This is a genomic window from Flavobacterium acetivorans (genome assembly GCF_020911885.1).
GTDB lineage: Bacteria > Bacteroidota > Bacteroidia > Flavobacteriales > Flavobacteriaceae > Flavobacterium > Flavobacterium acetivorans.
Window position 1 is genome coordinate 2,015,385 of the sequence record NZ_CP087132.1, and the last position, 16,361, is coordinate 2,031,745.

The 16,361-nt window shown below is 33.8% G+C and carries 20 protein-coding genes; 4 read left to right on the forward strand and 16 right to left on the reverse strand.

All coding sequences use genetic code 11. The annotated features are described in order from the left end of the window. Positions 1-9: 9 nt before the first annotated feature. From LNP19_RS08895 to LNP19_RS08960, 14 genes are all read right to left on the reverse strand, one after another. Entirely contained in the window at positions 10-1,410 is a 1,401-nt protein-coding gene (locus LNP19_RS08895; RefSeq protein ID WP_230061579.1) for an anthranilate synthase component I family protein, read from the reverse strand. A gap of 321 nt (positions 1,411-1,731) precedes the next feature. Further along, complete coding sequence (locus tag LNP19_RS08900) at positions 1,732-3,012, reverse strand: hypothetical protein (protein ID WP_230061580.1); 1,281 nt, start codon at positions 3,010-3,012, stop codon at positions 1,732-1,734. Between the two features lie 285 nt (positions 3,013-3,297). Continuing rightward, positions 3,298-3,864, reverse strand: coding sequence for a YceI family protein (locus LNP19_RS08905; RefSeq protein ID WP_230061581.1), 567 nt, complete (start codon positions 3,862-3,864; stop codon positions 3,298-3,300). 219 nt (positions 3,865-4,083) lie between these two features. Beyond that, a complete protein-coding gene (locus tag LNP19_RS08910; protein WP_230061582.1) occupies positions 4,084-4,650 on the reverse strand; it encodes a YceI family protein in 567 nt (188 codons plus the stop codon). A 29-nt stretch (positions 4,651-4,679) separates the two neighbouring features. Further along, on the reverse strand, positions 4,680-5,312 hold the full coding sequence (locus tag LNP19_RS08915; protein WP_230061583.1) for an NAD(P)H-dependent oxidoreductase: 633 nt from the start codon (positions 5,310-5,312) through the stop codon (positions 4,680-4,682). Positions 5,313-5,324: 12 nt separating this feature from the next. Further along, positions 5,325-5,777: a MarR family winged helix-turn-helix transcriptional regulator gene (locus tag LNP19_RS08920; protein WP_230061584.1), complete on the reverse strand. Its 453-nt coding sequence runs from the start codon at positions 5,775-5,777 to the stop codon at positions 5,325-5,327. A 251-nt stretch (positions 5,778-6,028) separates the two neighbouring features. After that, positions 6,029-6,223, reverse strand: a complete 195-nt coding sequence (locus tag LNP19_RS08925; protein WP_230061585.1) for a DUF6132 family protein — start codon at positions 6,221-6,223, stop codon at positions 6,029-6,031. Continuing rightward, entirely contained in the window at positions 6,220-6,525 is a 306-nt protein-coding gene (trxA, locus tag LNP19_RS08930) for a thioredoxin (RefSeq protein ID WP_230061586.1), read from the reverse strand. Before trxA ends, LNP19_RS08925 begins: the two co-directional genes overlap by 4 nt. Positions 6,526-6,800: 275 nt before the next feature. Further along, the gene (locus LNP19_RS08935) at positions 6,801-6,992 is read right to left on the reverse strand and encodes a hypothetical protein (protein ID WP_230061587.1); all 192 of its coding nucleotides are present in this window, start codon (positions 6,990-6,992) and stop codon (positions 6,801-6,803) included. A 3-nt stretch (positions 6,993-6,995) separates the two neighbouring features. Beyond that, entirely contained in the window at positions 6,996-7,826 is an 831-nt protein-coding gene (locus LNP19_RS08940) for a methyltransferase domain-containing protein (protein ID WP_230061588.1), read from the reverse strand. A 5-nt stretch (positions 7,827-7,831) separates the two neighbouring features. Continuing rightward, complete coding sequence (locus tag LNP19_RS08945) at positions 7,832-8,035, reverse strand: YgaP family membrane protein (RefSeq protein WP_230061589.1); 204 nt, start codon at positions 8,033-8,035, stop codon at positions 7,832-7,834. A 108-nt stretch (positions 8,036-8,143) separates the two neighbouring features. Further along, positions 8,144-9,556: an MBL fold metallo-hydrolase gene (locus tag LNP19_RS08950; protein WP_230061590.1), complete on the reverse strand. Its 1,413-nt coding sequence runs from the start codon at positions 9,554-9,556 to the stop codon at positions 8,144-8,146. An 84-nt stretch (positions 9,557-9,640) separates the two neighbouring features. Further along, complete coding sequence (locus LNP19_RS08955) at positions 9,641-10,426, reverse strand: sulfite exporter TauE/SafE family protein (RefSeq protein WP_230061591.1); 786 nt, start codon at positions 10,424-10,426, stop codon at positions 9,641-9,643. A 72-nt stretch (positions 10,427-10,498) separates the two neighbouring features. After that, a complete protein-coding gene (locus LNP19_RS08960; protein ID WP_230061592.1) occupies positions 10,499-11,125 on the reverse strand; it encodes a Crp/Fnr family transcriptional regulator in 627 nt (208 codons plus the stop codon). Between the two features lie 300 nt (positions 11,126-11,425). Between LNP19_RS08960 and LNP19_RS08965 the strand changes: the two genes are divergently transcribed. The 4 genes from LNP19_RS08965 to LNP19_RS08980 all read left to right on the forward strand — a co-directional run bounded on the left by LNP19_RS08965 (position 11,426) and on the right by LNP19_RS08980 (position 15,189). Continuing rightward, positions 11,426-11,737 carry a rhodanese-like domain-containing protein gene (locus LNP19_RS08965; protein ID WP_230061593.1) on the forward strand — a complete coding sequence of 104 codons (312 nt, stop codon included), beginning with the start codon at positions 11,426-11,428 and terminating at the stop codon, positions 11,735-11,737. Positions 11,738-11,803: 66 nt separating this feature from the next. Then, the gene (locus tag LNP19_RS08970; RefSeq protein ID WP_230061594.1) at positions 11,804-13,384 is read left to right on the forward strand and encodes an NADP-dependent glyceraldehyde-3-phosphate dehydrogenase; all 1,581 of its coding nucleotides are present in this window, start codon (positions 11,804-11,806) and stop codon (positions 13,382-13,384) included. Positions 13,385-13,510: 126 nt separating this feature from the next. Further along, positions 13,511-14,227: a hypothetical protein gene (locus LNP19_RS08975; RefSeq protein WP_230061595.1), complete on the forward strand. Its 717-nt coding sequence runs from the start codon at positions 13,511-13,513 to the stop codon at positions 14,225-14,227. Between the two features lie 755 nt (positions 14,228-14,982). After that, positions 14,983-15,189 (forward strand): hypothetical protein, encoded by a 207-nt coding sequence (locus LNP19_RS08980; RefSeq protein WP_230061596.1) that lies wholly within the window; start codon positions 14,983-14,985, stop codon positions 15,187-15,189. Positions 15,190-15,294: 105 nt separating this feature from the next. On the opposite strand, the gene uraH is transcribed toward LNP19_RS08980, so the two are convergent. Both uraH and LNP19_RS08990 read right to left on the reverse strand, forming a co-directional pair. Then, complete coding sequence (gene uraH / locus LNP19_RS08985) at positions 15,295-15,702, reverse strand: hydroxyisourate hydrolase (protein ID WP_230061597.1); 408 nt, start codon at positions 15,700-15,702, stop codon at positions 15,295-15,297. A gap of 23 nt (positions 15,703-15,725) precedes the next feature. After that, on the reverse strand, positions 15,726-16,250 hold the full coding sequence (locus LNP19_RS08990) for a heme-binding protein (protein ID WP_230061598.1): 525 nt from the start codon (positions 16,248-16,250) through the stop codon (positions 15,726-15,728). Between the last annotated feature and the right edge of the window lie 111 nt (positions 16,251-16,361).

A 16,361-nucleotide genomic window follows, 5' to 3' on the forward strand; every position in this document is an offset into this window, starting at 1 on the left:
TTAAATTGGTTAAATCGTTTCTGCTAGATCCAGTGCTTTATTTAGCGCCTTTAATTTGTTGTATACTTCCTGCATTTCACTCTCTTCGTCTGAACTGGCTACGATTCCCGCTCCGGCTTGCGAATGCAACTGATGGTTTTTGCTAAGGAAAGTTCTGATCATGATGGCGTGATTGAAATTGCCTTCAAAATCCATGAAGCCTATTGCACCGCCATAAAAGTTGCGGTTGGTTTTCTCATATTCCTCAATCAGTTGCATCGCTCGGTGTTTAGGAGCCCCGCTTAATGTTCCTGCTGGAAAAGTATCGGCAACGACTTGCATGGTTGTGGCTTTGTCATGTAAATGTCCCGTTACTTTGGAAACCAAATGAATAACATGGGAGAAAAACTGTACTTCTCTGTATTTTTCGACATTTACGTCATGACCATTTCGGCTCAAATCATTTCTGGCTAAATCGACTAACATTACATGTTCGCTGTTCTCTTTTTTGTCTTCGGATAATTCTTTGGCAAGAATGGCGTCTTGCTCGTCATTTCCGGTTCTCTTGAAGGTTCCGGCTATGGGATGAATTTCGGCTTTTCTGTTTTTTACAATAATTTGGGCTTCGGGTGAAGAACCAAATATTTTGAAATTTCCATAATCAAAAAAGAACAAATAGGGCGAAGGATTAATGCTTCTTAAGGCTCTGTAGACATTAAATTCATCGCCTTTGAAGCCTTGGGTGAAACGTCTGGATAAAACCAATTGGAAAACATCTCCACGGAAACAATGCTTTTTGGCCAAAGCCACATTGTGCTTGAATTCTTCATCGGTTAGATTTGAAAAACCTTCACCTTCTTTGGTAAACTTATACGAAGCTATGTTTCTGGATTGCAATAATTGTTCGATTTCCGAAATGTTGTTTGTGTCGTCTAGGCTATGGCAAAAAATATAAGCTTCATTTTTAAAATGATTAATGGCAATTATGTTTTGGTATACGGCATAGTACACATCGGGAATGGTATTACTATTGTCTTTTTTGGCAATGGTTACTTTTTCGAAATAACGAACAGCATCATAGGAAATGTAACCAAACAAACCATTATTGATGAATTTGAAATCGTTTTTTGTGGACTTGAATTGATGGGAAAAAGCTTGAATTACTTTTGGAATATCGGTATCAGAATTAATTGCTATTTTCTCAGATGTGCCATCAGGATAGCTTTTAAAGATGGTTTCGTTTTCTATCTTTATCGATGCAATAGGATTACAACAGATATAGGAAAAACTGTTGTCGTTCCCATGGTAATCACTACTTTCAAGTAATAAACTGTTTGGGAACTTATCGCGTATTTTGAAATATACACTTACCGGTGTCATCGTATCAGCAAGGATTTGCTTGTATTTTGTATTTAAGATATAAGATTTCAATTTGTTTTTATTTTAGTTAAGTTAAATTTCGGCATAAAAAAAAGGCCTGTCGTGATGACAAGCCTTTTTATATTTATAGTTTAAATAATACTATAGGAGCTTTGTTCACGACCATTGACGTAAATTATTCCACCACCAAGTATTGTTTAAAATTGTGTTCATGTTGTTTTTATTGATGACAAATATATAAATGAAATTTGATTAGGACAAACTTATTAAATAAAAAATAAAACATTATGCCATTTTTTTGTTTAAAAAAATAATACTCTTTAATTATAGTTTAGAGTTTTACTCCATTGGCTATGAAGTGATTGTCAGGGATTAATATCCTTTGACTAATATGGTGTTTGTTTTTAATCTAAAATCAGGTATCCTTTTATTATTAGGTTGTAGAAAAAGCGCTTCCTTAGTCAGTTTAGAATATTCTATGGAAAAAGATTCATTGCTATACCAGTTTTTTATTTCTGGGTCGTTTTCAATAATTTCGCTTTGGACTCCACCTTCACAGTTATTGACAAGTAGGCTTTGCAGATTTATTTTTGCCAAATTTGCTGAAATATTGGCAATTTTATCGTCCAATAAAACACAAAGTTTAAATCCGGAAACGACACTGTTGCTAAGGCTGAAATAGCTTTTGTCTTTGATGTAAATCGCTTCTCGAACTAAGCCCTGATTGTTTTCTTCTAAATTAGCCAAAGTAATATTGGTAGCTGTTATTTTGGTCAACTTTTTGGTTGGGTCTAAATTTTCGATTTTGTCAAAAGAATCTATTTCGAAGCATCTCGAACCTGAGATATCGGATGAATAAGGGTAACGAATGGCAATACTGTTGTTTATGTTGCATTGGGCTCCTTGGGTAAAATCGAAATCATCATCGGTGGCTCTAAAAGAAATGAGATTGTCAAAATTGACGTCACCTCCATAGCATTCGAAGGAATCGTCATTAGAATAACTGATTTGTATAAAGCTAAACTTGGATTGGCGACCAACTCCGGCCAATGATAGGCCATTAAGTTCTTTTAAAGTATTGAGTTTTCTTCCCGAAAATTCAATTCGAACATATTTTAATATACCGGAATCACTATCGGGATTTTGTCCGCCATATTGACTAATCATGTGATCCAGATTAAAATCTAAGAAACTGACTCCGCCAATTTTGTTGATAGGGGCATCCCCCAAGATGATTATGCCTCCCCAATCGCCCGGTTTTCTTGCGTAAGCTTCCTTATCCGATGTGAAAATGATGGGGTCAGTGTCTTTTCCTTCGGCCATTATTTTGGCTCCTTTTGTTATGACGAGCGTACCGCATGTTTCTACATCACCTCTTATAACTGTTCCAGGTTCTATGGTAAGCACGGCATTATTGGTTACATAAACTACGCCTATCAATCGGTACGTTTGCTTCTTGTGAAGTGTAAGGTTTTTGTCTATTTTTCCTGTCAAAATGGTTGTGGCTTCGGGATATTCTTCGGTTGCCGGTTTGAAATTGGTCCAATTGTTTAACCAATTGTTTTGGCCAATAATTCCTTTTGTTTGCTGAGAATAGATTGATTGGGCACTTAATAAAAGACAGCTAATCAGAATAAAAAGCAATTTTTTCATGATTCAATTTTGTTTTAAATATTTATCATATACACAGAAAAACTTCTGTTGCATTTATTTAATGATTTATTTTTTTCAAAATTAACTGCCTTTTATGAATTGGATAATCATTGAGTATTAAGTATTTGTTACTATAAGGTTAATGAAGATTTTAAATACTGTTTTAGAAATTTTAGTTTTTTAAGGTTCAAAGTAGTGTGTATAATCGAGGATAAGCAGAATGAAAAAGCCCCAATAATTTCTTATTGAGGCTTATTTTTTTTTTTGAACTTTTAAAGCTGTAAACTACATTTTTAGAAATACTTCTAATTCAAAATCATTGTAGATGGTTTTATCTCCAAGGTCTTCAAAATAACTTCCGGAGCCGTATTTAATATCATATTTGGTACGGTCTACAGTTAGTTTAGCTGTTGCGGAGTCGTCTTTTAGGGTCAAATCAAATTTGGTTGGTTTTGTGACGCCTTTGATGGTCAAATCAGCGGTGATGCCGTAGTTGTCTTTTCCTTTGTTCTGGATTGTTTTGAAGACTAAAGTGGCAGTAGGGAAATTTTGGGTTCCAAAAAAATCATCCGATTTTAAATGACCTTCGAGATTTAGTTTTGGTTTACCTGTTTGGTCTGTGTTGTTTAAGGTGGTCATGTCAGCGACAAATCTTCCGCCAGTAATCGTATTATCTTTCATAATAAGATAACCTTCTTTAAAATCGATAGTGCCTTGATGCTCTCCTGTTATTTTTTTACCAGTCCAAGTAATTTTACTTTTTGTAAGATCAATTTTTTTGGTTTGGGATTGGATGTTTCCATAAGTAAGAAGAACGGTCACAAGGATTCCAATAATTTTTAATTTTTTCATTTTGATACACATTTAAAAGGTTAAAGATAGATTTCGTTTGAGAATAATTATCTTAATTACATCTGTTGTATCAAAGTTAAATAAAAAGGATTAATTTTTTTTGTAAAATAATGATTATTAGTATTTTAATGAGGTTTGCTGTGTCTTGTTTTTTTGGTTATGAAAAAAAAAACCTCAATAATTTCTTATTGAGGTTTGGTGTATTTAAGTTTTCGAAAATTACATTTTCAAAGAAACAGCTAATTCAAATTCATCAGAAATAGCTTTATCTCCTAAGCTGTCAAAGAAACTTTTTGATCCGTATTTGATATCGTATTTTGTTCTGTCTACATTGAAAGTTGTAGCGGCAGTATTACCGTTAACTTTAATATTAAAGTTTACTGGTTTTGTGATTCCTTTGATTGTTAAATCAGCAGTCACAGCGTATGTATCTTTGGCAGTCGTTTTAATTGTTTTGAATACTAAGGTTGAAGTTGGAAATTTATCTGTTCCAAAAAAATCGTCCGCTTTCAAGTGTCCATTTAGTTTTCCTTGGTATTCTCCTTTTAAGTCTGTTGCTGTTAATGAAGTCATATCAACTGTAAAAGTTCCTCCAGTTAATTTTTTTCCTTTAAAAACTAAAGCACCGTCTTTTAGGTTAACAGTTCCGTTGTGTTGTCCTGTTACTTTTTTTCCAACCCAGTTGATGGTACTTGCTGAAGCATCTACTTTTTTAGTTTGTGCTGTTACTGATGCAGTTGATAAAACTACTACTAATGCTAATGCAATTGATTTTAAATTTTTCATTTGTTTTAAATTTGATTTAATATTAATAATTATAGTGTAAGAAATAATTCGTTGTTTGATTTTCTAACTTTTTTGTAATGTTGGGTTGCGTCTTCTTCATGGCGGTATCCTATGGTTGCCATTACTGAGGCGTTAAGACCTAATGCTTCTAATCCCAGTATTTCATTTACTTTGTCAGGAGCGAATCCTTCCATCGGCGTAACGTCAATTTTTAATTCGGCAGCGGCATTTAGTAAGTTGCCCAAAGCTAAATAAGTTTGTTTTGCTGTCCAAATATTTCTGGCTTCTTCAGGAAGTGAAGTGATGGCGGATTTCATGAAATCCATATAAGCTTTCATGCTTTCCACTGAAACTTCTCTTGTTTCACTTACGTTTTGGAAGTAATTGTTGATACCTTCTTCTCCAAAGTTAGTTTCATTTGCAAAAATAATAAGGTGAGAAGCATCTACTACTTGGGATTGCCCCCAGGCGGCTTGTTGCAATTGTGATCTCAATTCCGGATTTTCAACTATAAGGACTTTATACGGTTGTAATCCGTATGATGAAGTACTTAGACGAATTGCTTCTTTTAGTGTATTAAGGTCTTCAGTAGCTATTTTTTTGGTGGCATCAAATTTCTTTGTTGCGTATCTCCAATTTTGATTTTTTATAAAAGTGCTCATGGTTTATAGGTATTAATTTCTGTATTTTTCTAATAGGAAATTCAATTGTTCCAGTTCTTCAGAGTCTAATTTGTTTGAAAAAAGACTTTCGTGTTCAACTACTTTAGGATCTATTTCAGTCAGAATATCCAGCCCTTTCTGAGTAATTAGAACTTCAATTTTTCGGCGGTTTTCCGGGCAAACATTTCGTGTAACCAGATTTTTTAATAGTAATTTATCTACAAGTCGTGTGGTGTTACTCGTTTTGGCTAACATTCGCTCCTGAATCATACACATATTGGCAGGATTTCCTTTTTGTCCTCTTAAGATGCGTAAAACATTATATTGTTCTCCGGATATTTCATAAGGTTTCAAAATTTCATTAAAATTTTCTGTAATAACATTTTGGGTATACAAAACGTTCAGTATTATTTTTTTTGAAATGTCTAATGGAACTGTGCTTTTTATTTCGTCTTCAATTTTCATATTTGTGCATATGTAATTTGTTGGCACAAATGTAACACTTTTTTTATTTGTATATACAAATAAAAGAGTGTTTTTTTTAAAAAAAAATATTTTTGACAGTAGAATTGAAAAGAAAACCTTTGCTGTAAAGGGTTTTAGAGGCTATTATTTTTTTAAGTGTTTTTCTGAAACATTGATTGCTATGGCAGCATTTAGATAAAAAGTTTGCTATTCTACAATTTGGTCAATTGTATATAATTAGCCAAAAGGAGTTATTTTTTCTCTTTCTTGGTAAATAAATTGAAGAATAAACCACCTAAAAGGCTTCCGTATAAAGTAGAATTTAAAGGCTTTGAAGTTATGGCACAACTACCGGAAAGACAGCCCACGTAATGATAATATAGGTAGCCACCGATGGCGCCAATGATTATTCCTAATCCTGTGATGATGATTGCTTTTTTATTCATTGATTGCTTTTCTCTAAGATAATTTTAATGAGGTTGTCTTTTTCTACAACCCCAGATTGTCTCCACAATTGTTTTCCGTTTTGGAATAAAATCATCGTTGGCACACCTCGAACTTGGTATACCGAAGCCAATTGTTGGTTTTTATCCACGTCTATTTTGATGATGGAGATTCGATCACCCAAGTTGTCTTTTACTTCTTTCAAAATTGGACCTAGCATCTTGCATGGACCGCACCAAGTGGCGAAAAAATCAACCAGCACGGGTTTTTCTGAATTTATGATTGTGTTGAAACTAGAATTCATGGTGTTTTTTTTTAGTGATAAGCTTTAGTAAACTGATGCGAGTTTTAAAATTACAAAATTTATGACTTACTGATGAGGCTTGATTCGTTAAAAAGGATTTAACTTTTTTAGAAGTTATGTATCTTAAAAATGGTTTTTTTTATCATTGCAATGTTTTATAAAACAGGAAAATAAGGAAAAACAAGAACTGAATCCCCAGAATCTATTTTACGAATAGAAGAGGAGAAAAAAAGTGTGTAAAAGAATTTGAATTCTATGTTACACACTTTTTTAATTTATTTTTTATTTGGAATACTACAACCATTGGGGCCGCAACCAAAATTAAATAGTGCTTGGAACAGGAAGAATATGCCAGATGCAATAAAAAACCATTCCTTGCTCACATAAGCCTGATAAAAAAGGAAGCCTGCAAAAGCTAAACGAAACAATCGCATGGCGTGCCAATTTGTAAAGAGTAATTGTTTCATATTTTATATTTTCTTTATTTTATATTTTTCATCATAAGACACAATTGTTTGTAGTTCTTCTAATGGAATTTCTTTTTTGCTTACAATCAAAACTTCGGCAAAATCAGTGCTCATACTTACGTTAAGAACCTCATTTATCGCGGCAAATTTTTGGGTTACCGTAGTCATACAACCGCTGCAAGTAATTCCTTTGAATTCATAAAGGTTAACTTGTACGGTATTGTTTTTCTTTAATTCAAAAAATAATTCCGTATTGGCTCTTGGTGTAACAGAATTTTCGGCTTTTTCCATTTTTAAAAAAACAAAGGCATTTTTAAAAAGAGCTTCGTATTCTTGTTTGCTTCCGCCAAATGGTGGACTCACTTCAAAAGTTCTATTGAATAACAAGCCTGCCAAAATACCATTGTCGGCCAAAAGCTGATGCATTTTCCACGCATATTTTTGACGCATCGTTGGAGGCAACGCGCAGAAAAAAGTTTGCTCGATGATCAAATCGTATTTTCCTTGATGCTCGAAGAAATCCCCTAATATGATTTGTATGTTGGGATTGTTTGCAAACTTTTGTTTTAAATTCTCAACTAAGGTTGGCGCTATATCAATAACACTAACATTGGTGAAGCCTTTTTCTAAAAGATAATCTGCTTCATAAGTATTACCACATCCGGGAATCAGAATGGCAGTATTTTTATTCTCTAAGCTGTCAATATAAGCTTTAATGGGTGGCGATACCTCTCCAAGATCCCAGCCAGTGGCCTTAGCTTTGTATTGGTTTTCCCAATATTCTTGATCTAATGGTCTTTCGCAGGATACCACACAGCATTGTTCCTTATTCATTTTACTTAATTTTTTTTGCGTGTATTGATATTAAAAGGGCTGTATAAAGGACAAAAGCTTACGAAGCTTGTAATCAAAAATATGATTGCAAATACGCCTAAAATCAAAGCCAGTGTGCCACTGATTGTATTAGTGAAATACAATATTCCTATAACTACAGCTATTAAAACCCTAATGATCTTGTCAGTTTGACCCATATTTTTTTTCATGATATAAAATTTAAATGATTAAAATAGTTTGTAATTCTATAGTAAATTTAATTTATAATGTATTAATAATGTATTAATAATGAGTTATTTTAGGGTTTATTTTGAATTTTAAAGTACTTTACTTTGACATACAAAATCAGTTTTGGGTACTTCGGTTTTTGCAATAGCATTAAAACCACCTTCAATTTCTTTGAAATTTCTAAATCCGCGAGCCTGTAGAATAGAAGCGGCAATCATGCTGCGATAACCACCGGCACAATGAAGAAAAAAGGGTTCTTTTGGGTCAATGTCTTTCAGCCAATTGTTTATGTTTGCTAATGGCCTGCTATAAGCTTCATCGATATGTTCAGCACTGTATTCACTTTCTTTTCGAATGTCAATTACTTTGCTTTCGCCAATTTTTAGTTCTTTCGAAAATTCATCGGCAGTGATTCTATTCACGGTATCGATGTCTTTTCCAGTTTTTAACCAAGCTTCAAAACCACCTTCCAGATGACCTATTAGATTATCAAATCCCACACGGCTTAAGCGAGTTACAGATTCTTCTTCCTGTCCAATTTCTGTTACCAGAATAATCGGTTGTTTTACATCGGCAATTAAAGCGCCTACCCAAGGGGCAAAATCACCTTCGATTCCTATGTTGATAGATTGCGGAATAAATCCTTTGGCAAATACCCCATTTTTTCTAGTGTCCAAAATTAAGGCTCCGGAATCTTCTACAACGGCTTCAAAATCGTTGGCTTTAATCGCTCTCATACCATGGTTTAAAACGGTTTCAAAGCTTTCATAACCTTGTTTGTTCATGGCCACATTCATACCAAAATATGCAGGAGGAGGCAATAAACCATCGGTAACTTCCTTGATGAATTCATCCTCGGTCATATTGGCTCTCAAAGCATAATTTGTCGCTTTTTGTTGCCCTATAGTTGAGACGGTTTCTTTACTCATGTTTTTACCGCAGGCACTACCAGCGCCGTGTGCAGGGTATACAATAACATCATCCGCCAAAGTCATTATTTTTGTTCTTAGAGAGTGAAATAATATTCCGGCTAATTGCTCTTGTGTCATTGAAGCAGCTTTTTGAGCCAGATCAGGTCTTCCTACATCACCAATGAATAAGGTGTCTCCTGAGAATATAGCATGTTCTTTTCCGTTTTCGTCGATCAATAAATAAGTAGTGCTTTCCATGGTATGTCCGGGAGTGTGCAATGCTTTTATTTTGATTTTTCCAATGTTGAATTCCTTACCGTCAGTAGCTATGATAGCTTCAAATTCAGGATTGGCAGTAGGGCCATAAACAATTGGAGCTGTTGTTTTTTTACTCAAATCGACATGACCTGAAACAAAATCAGCATGAAAATGCGTTTCAAAAATGTATTTCAGCTTTACGTTGTCACGTTCTAATCGGTCCAAATAAGGCTGGACTTCTCTTAGCGGATCTATAATTGCTGCTTCGCCATTTGAAGTGATATAATAAGCACCTTGTGCTAAACATCCGGTATATATTTGTTCTATTTGCATGATTTTTTAATTTTAGATTCTTATACAAAGGTAATTCTTGTGTTTCAATTTTAAAGTGACTATTGTTACACAATATGGTTTTATTTAAAAGAAGATTTCTTTCGTAATGATGTAGATTCCCATTATTAATATAAACCACCCAAAGAGGGGTTTTAGTTTAGCTCCATCTATTTTTTTAGAAAGCTTGATTCCAATAAGCATTCCTATAAGGGCAATACTTGAAATCATAATCAAAAAGGGGTAGTCTATAGGCATGCCAATGTACAAGTCACCAGCAAAACCAATACTGGAATTGATAAAAATGATTAATAAGGAAGTGCCAACAGCTTGTTTCATGGGTAAATTAGCAAAAAACAATAAAGCGGGAATGATTAAAAACCCACCACCGGCGCCTAAAAATCCGGTTACAATTCCAACTAAAAACCCAATTATTCCCAGCTGAATATAATTCGTTTTTGGAGGATTTACGACTGTTTTTGTTTTGCGTATCATCGATATGGCGGCAGCCATCATCAGTACCGAAAAAACAATCATAATCAGAAAGTTTTTGGATACTTCATAGGATGCAATGGAGAAAATGGTCGAGGCAATTTTTGGAAAAATGACTTCTCGAATAATCAGGATGGAAACAATCGATGGAATGGCAAAATACATTGCCGATTTGATTTTAAGATTCCCCAATTTATAATGACTAATACATCCAAAAAAGGAAGTGATTCCCACTATAAAAAGTGAATAACTGGTGGCGTTTTCGGGATCTATTTTAAAGAGATAAACCAGAATAGGAATGGTGAGTATAGATCCTCCTCCTCCTATTAAACCCAAAGAAAGACCAATGATGATTGAAGCAAAATATCCTAAAAGTTCCATTTATTTTTATTTTCTTACAAAGGTTGTTTGTATTTAGTGCATAAACAGTAACATTTGTCACATTGCGTCTTTTTATGTCAAAAGCTCGATGTTATTGCGATACAATCTTACTAAACCACGTTGCTCCATTTTCTTGAGTAAACGCGAAATTACCTCTCTGGAAGTATTGAGTTCAATAGCAATTTCTTGGTGGGATAATTTTAATTCTTTACAGTCACACGCTTTGGCATGGCGTTTTAGGTAAAATTCCAGACGCTCGTCCATGGCTCTAAATGCGATATTATCTACTACTTCGAGAATTTCTTCAAATCGGGAGCGATAGGTCATTATTACAAATTCATACCAACTGCGGTACTGCATCATCCATTTTTCCATGAGCGATAGCGGAATCATGATCAGCTCGACATCTTCAACTACTTTTGCCATGATTTGGCTGGTCTGACTTTTGGTTGCACAAATCATAGAAACAGCACAGGCTTGACCCGGTTGTAAATAATACATAAAGAACTCTCCACCATTTTCTCCTTCGCGGTAAATTTTTACTTGTCCTTTGCTAATTAAAAGGGTATGGTTGATGTATTGACCAGTACGCATAATTACATCGCCGGCTTTATAGGATTGCCAAATTGCATTTGATTCAATTTCATGGATAAGATCGTCCGAAAAGGAAGGGAATATTTTCTTTAAAGAATGCTGCATTTGATGTTTTTTTAGAAAGATTTTTTGTTGGAGATACTGTAAAAGTAAGTTAAAAATTGAACATGGCATAGGAACTTTTTGAAACCAAAAATGAAAATGGAAATAAAAAATTGATAATTATTTTTTATTCATTGTCTATAGATTTAATGGGTTAAATATTATGGATTTAACAGCTGATTTTATAGTTGATTGATTAATAAGGCTTAACGAAAACGTTTTCTTCGAATTATTCTCTAATTCATAAAGTGGCAGTACTGTCTTTGATAAAAACATTGTATTTTTACAAAAAAAAAGCACACTATGAATTTAACACAAGAAGATTGGATTTCTCAACTTGAAAAGGATGGGAATTCAGTGATATTAGATGTAAGAACTGAAGATGAGTATAATGATGGAATTATATCCAATGCTATAAATATTGATATTCATAAAGGTCAGGGTTTTATTTCAGAATTAGAAACTTTAGATAAGAATAAAAATTATTATGTGTATTGCCGTTCTGGAGCCAGAAGTGCGAAAGCATGTGAAGTCATGAATGAACTGGGCTTTGAAAATGCTTACAATCTAATTGGAGGAATTTTAGAGTGGAATGGAGATATCGTTTCACCATAAAACTAAAATGAGGCCAACGCCTCTTTTTTTATGTAAATAATTTAGAACAACCAAAATAACCAAAAAATGAATTTAATTCCAGAAGAGTTTCAGATTAATGCTTTACTTAACCAAGATTCCTATTTAGTAAATGGAGAATTAAAAAAATGGGAAGGGCAAACATCAGGCGTTTTCTCAACTATATCATCAACCACAGCATACGCACCTACGTTGTTAGGATCTATTCCTTTTATGAGAGAAAAAGAAGGGCTTGAAGCCGTAAATGCCGCCGCGGGTGCTTACAATAACGGTCAAGGACAATGGCCTACGATGAAAGTAGCTGATCGTATTAAGTGTATGACAAATTTTGTAACACAGATGAAAGAAAAGCGCGCCGAAGTTGTGAAGTATTTAATGTGGGAAATTGGTAAATCTCTGCCTGATTCCCAAAAAGAATTTGACAGAACCGTAGAATACATTTATGATACGATTGAGGATTACAAACAATTAGATCGCAATAGTGCCCGTTTTACCAAAAGCCAAGGAATAAATGCCATGATACGTCGTGGACCTTTAGGAGTGGTTTTGTGTTTAGGTCCTTATAATTATCCTCTAAATGAAACCTTCTCCTTGCTTATACCGGCATTGATAATGGGAAATACGGTTATTTTTAAACCGGCAAAACATGGGGTTTTATTATTATCACCTTTATTAGAAGCCTTTAGAAATAGTTTTCCAAAGGGAGTTATCAATGTAATTTATGGTAGAGGGCGTGAAGTGGCTTCGCCTATTATGGCTTCGGGTAAAATAGATGTTTTGGCTTTAATTGGAAACAGTAAATCGGCGATTGCCTTGCAAGATTTGCATCCTAATAAAAACAGATTGCGTTTGATTTTGGGATTGGAAGCTAAAAATCCTGCGATAATTTTGGCGGATGCCGATTTAGATTTGGCTATCCAAGAATGTATTGTTGGTTCTTTATCTTTCAACGGACAGCGTTGCACAGCCTTGAAGGTTTTGTATGTTCATGAAACAATTGCCGAAGAATTCAACAGACGTTTTGCCGCTAAGGTGGATGCGCTTTCTTTTGGAAATCCTTGGGACAAGGCAGTAATGCTGACGCCATTGCCTGAAAAAGATAAGCCAGCTTATATACAAGATTTGATTGATGATGCTAAGAACAAAGGAGCTCAAATTATTAACGAAAAAGGAGGCGAACAAACACCTAATTATATTTTCCCTGCGGTTTTGTTTCCGGTCAATAAGGAAATGCGTGTGTATCACGAAGAACAATTTGGTCCAGTTGTGCCTATTATCTCTTTCAAGGATATCCAAGAGCCTTTGAACGATATGGCCGAGTCCAATTATGGGCAACAGGTAAGTTTGTTTGGAAAAGACATTACAACCATTGCGCCACTGATTGATACCTTAGTGAATTTAGTTTGTCGTGTAAATTTAAACAGTTCTTGCCAGAGAGGACCGGATATTTATCCGTTTACAGGAAGAAAAGATTCTGCGGTGGGGACTTTGAGTATTCATGATGCACTGCGTTCGTTTTCAATACGTACTTTTGTAGCCTCAAAAGACAATGAGTACAACAATGAGATTTTACAGGCGTTGTTGAATAGCGATAAATCTAATTTTATCACAACTGATTATATTTTGTAAATTATTTTTCAGCATATTAGGAACCGTCTCGTTTAGTACATGAGACGGTTTTTTTATGCTAGAAAAACATCTAAGTTGTTGATTTTTAGTATATTTACGAATAAAAATAACTTAAAGTAGAATACTATGGAAAACTTAAGAAAAATTTTGAATCCCATTTTGATCGTTTTTTTTATGGTTGCCGTTTTCTCTTGCAAGAACAATAAATCAGAACAAAAAGAGGAAGTCACTGAAATGGAAGAAATGGATAGCACGAGCCTGCCATTTATGCCTTTTAAAATTATAGCTATCAAGCATAAAGTAGCCGATTATGCTAAATGGAGAATGGCGTATGATGCACATGATTCCATAAGAAAAATGTATGGTATAACCCATTTTGTTATGGGAAGAGGAATGGATGATCCTAATACCATTATCATAATCGATAAAATGGATGATGTGATGAAGGCTAAGGAATTTAGTGCCATGCCTGACCTCAAAGCGCTCATGAAAAAAGCCGGGGTAGTGAGTGCGCCTGAGTTCTCTTTTTATGATGTGATACGCAATGATGATAGTAAGATTAATCTAAAGGACCGTTTGATGGTGACGCATCGGGTGAAGGATTTTGATACTTGGCTCAAAGTTTATGATGCCGAGGGAATCAACAAGAGAATGGAGGACGGACTTATTGACCGTGGAATGGCCAGAAGTATTGATGATCCAAATGTTGTGAGTTTAGTATTTGCCATTTCAGATTTGGAGAAGGCTAAGGCTAGAATCAATTCTGAAGCAATGAAAAAGCTAATGATGGAAGCAGGAGTAGAAGGAGAACCGCAGTTATTTTTTTATAAGTTAGTGGATTAATAAAATATTTTGATTGGATAAGAACCGCATTGCTGATTTAGGCAAAGCGGTTTTTTTATTAGACTAATTAAGTCTCTATGTGAATTTAAATGCTTAAATTAGTTTGTGAAAATTATAAACAATCAAGAATAATCCCTCTTTTTTAGAATTAGATGAATAGTCTCATCCTAATAATAGAGTAAAAAATAGAAATTATCAAAAAGAAAATTAAAAGAGTAAGACAAAATATTCACGAGCGATTGCATCGTGAGCCTTATTATAGTCATCCCAGATTGAAGTTTGTGCCAAATATTGTAATTAACTTGCTTAGTTTTTTACTTTCTTTTGGAATCGTTTTGAGTGTACTTTATTTAATATTGAGCTATTTGATTAAGAAGTTTTATCACTTAGACTAAGAAATGTTTGAAGGTCTTGTTTTTTACTCTTATAAAAATAGATCTTAAGACAAAAGTTCATTTTTGTGTTTTCCCTTTTCCTACTTATTTTATTTAAATCTGCTGTAAATATTTGATTTACATATTGTTATTAATTATATGTAGTAGTATTCTTTATAATATTAGCTTCTTTTTTAATTGAAATATCACTAAAAGTGGGTATTGTTAGCAATGGCCAATCCGTGTATTTTTGGAATATGAATATAGAATATGCTGAGGTTTCTTTTTATTAGAAAAGACTTTAATAGCATACTTTGTATATGTAAGAAATATATCTCAAAGACAAAAAAGGGGTTTAACAATTGAATAATAATAATAATTATGACAAATTCAGAAAAAATTAGGAAGGTTAATGAATTATTGATTGAAGTGATTAAGGATGAAGAAAATCAAAATGAAACCTCTTTGAGTGGTTTAAAAGACGTAGTGTTAAGCATACTGGTAGACTATTGGCATTCAGTAAGAGAACCAGAAATTTTCATGGATTGTAGTGAGGTTGAAAACGAAGAACTTGAATATAGTAATTAATAACAAATAGCCTTATTATTATTATTATTATTATTAATATCAAAATTTAATAAAATAACAAAACAGCTCGTTTAATTTTTTAGACGAGCTGTTGTTGCTTTATATTTAATTTCCTCTATAAGTTGAATAACCATAAGCCGAAAGTGTTATTGGTACATGGTAATGGTTGTTGTCTTTTATTTGAAAAACAACCTCAATAAAGGGATAAAAGCTCTCCGTATTATTTTTTTTGAAATAATCACTAACAAAATAAGTCAGTTTATAAATCCCAAGGTTTGCTTTTTCAGAATTTAAGAAATCTGTAATTCTTCCATTTTTGTCCGTAATTTTTTCGTCTACAAACTGCCATGTTTTGGTTTGCTCATTTTGCTTTTCCAATTTGATGCTTACTCCTGCTGCAGGAGTTCCCTTGCTAACATCTAAAATATGACTTGATAGTTGGTACGTACTTTTTTGCGCGAAACTTGTCATAGTGATGAAAGCGAAAACTAGTGTTAAGATTGAATTTTTCATTTTGTTTTATATTTAAGTATTAATTATTTTATAGTGATTCCTATTTCTGAGATCGATGCTGATTTAGCAATTAAATCATCATTTTCTGCACTTCCTCCGCCTGCAATACCAATGCTTCCTATTACATTCCCGTTATACCAGACAGGAGCTCCTCCGCTCAATAGTAATAATTCGGGTAATGTGTTTAAATTTTGGGTATCCGGATTTGATTTGGCATTTCTTAGTAAGGCTAGAGTTGCCGTTTTGGTAGATAAGGCCGTGAAGGCTTTTCTTCTTGAGGCTTCCGTATTGTGAGGACCTACATTTTCGCCTCTGGTTGTCATCAGAATGTTTCCTGAAACATCTAAAATTGTAATGGTAACTTTCTTATCTAATGAAGTTGCCGTTTCGTTGGCCCGTTTCGTTAATTCGTAAGCGGCTTCTAACGTCAGATTATCGATTGACTTAATGTATTTTTCTACAGGACTTTTCTGGATTTTTTTCCCTGTATTTACTTGTCCAATACAAGTAGCTGTAACAAAGAGCAATAAAAGCAGTGAATTTTTCATGTTTAATGTTTTTTTTACAAAGTTAAACAAGTTATAGACTGAAAACATTGATCTATATCAACGTTTTTGAAAAAGTATTTTTTTTAAGTAAATAGTAATGCGAAGTGATCG

Excerpts from the sequence above, each read along its gene's own strand:
- trxA (WP_230061586.1), bottom strand. The coding sequence starts at position 6,525 with ATGAATTCTAGTTTCAACACAATCATAAATTCAGAAAAACCCGTGCTG.
- LNP19_RS08990 (WP_230061598.1), bottom strand. The coding sequence starts at position 16,250 with ATGAAAAATTCACTGCTTTTATTGCTCTTTGTTACAGCTACTTGTATT.
- LNP19_RS08900 (WP_230061580.1), bottom strand. The coding sequence starts at position 3,012 with ATGAAAAAATTGCTTTTTATTCTGATTAGCTGTCTTTTATTAAGTGCC.
- LNP19_RS08935 (WP_230061587.1), bottom strand. The coding sequence starts at position 6,992 with ATGAAACAATTACTCTTTACAAATTGGCACGCCATGCGATTGTTTCGT.
- LNP19_RS08960 (WP_230061592.1), bottom strand. The coding sequence starts at position 11,125 with ATGCAGCATTCTTTAAAGAAAATATTCCCTTCCTTTTCGGACGATCTT.
- LNP19_RS08920 (WP_230061584.1), bottom strand. The coding sequence starts at position 5,777 with ATGAAAATTGAAGACGAAATAAAAAGCACAGTTCCATTAGACATTTCA.
- LNP19_RS08940 (WP_230061588.1), bottom strand. The coding sequence starts at position 7,826 with ATGAATAAGGAACAATGCTGTGTGGTATCCTGCGAAAGACCATTAGAT.
- uraH (WP_230061597.1), bottom strand. The coding sequence starts at position 15,702 with ATGAAAAATTCAATCTTAACACTAGTTTTCGCTTTCATCACTATGACA.
- LNP19_RS08955 (WP_230061591.1), bottom strand. The coding sequence starts at position 10,426 with ATGGAACTTTTAGGATATTTTGCTTCAATCATCATTGGTCTTTCTTTG.
- LNP19_RS08950 (WP_230061590.1), bottom strand. The coding sequence starts at position 9,556 with ATGCAAATAGAACAAATATATACCGGATGTTTAGCACAAGGTGCTTAT.
- LNP19_RS08915 (WP_230061583.1), bottom strand. The coding sequence starts at position 5,312 with ATGAGCACTTTTATAAAAAATCAAAATTGGAGATACGCAACAAAGAAA.
- LNP19_RS08905 (WP_230061581.1), bottom strand. The coding sequence starts at position 3,864 with ATGAAAAAATTAAAAATTATTGGAATCCTTGTGACCGTTCTTCTTACT.
- LNP19_RS08925 (WP_230061585.1), bottom strand. The coding sequence starts at position 6,223 with ATGAATAAAAAAGCAATCATCATCACAGGATTAGGAATAATCATTGGC.
- LNP19_RS08975 (WP_230061595.1), top strand. The coding sequence starts at position 13,511 with ATGGAAAACTTAAGAAAAATTTTGAATCCCATTTTGATCGTTTTTTTT.
- LNP19_RS08945 (WP_230061589.1), bottom strand. The coding sequence starts at position 8,035 with ATGAAAAAAAATATGGGTCAAACTGACAAGATCATTAGGGTTTTAATA.
- LNP19_RS08910 (WP_230061582.1), bottom strand. The coding sequence starts at position 4,650 with ATGAAAAATTTAAAATCAATTGCATTAGCATTAGTAGTAGTTTTATCA.
- LNP19_RS08970 (WP_230061594.1), top strand. The coding sequence starts at position 11,804 with ATGAATTTAATTCCAGAAGAGTTTCAGATTAATGCTTTACTTAACCAA.
- LNP19_RS08965 (WP_230061593.1), top strand. The coding sequence starts at position 11,426 with ATGAATTTAACACAAGAAGATTGGATTTCTCAACTTGAAAAGGATGGG.
- LNP19_RS08980 (WP_230061596.1), top strand. The coding sequence starts at position 14,983 with ATGACAAATTCAGAAAAAATTAGGAAGGTTAATGAATTATTGATTGAA.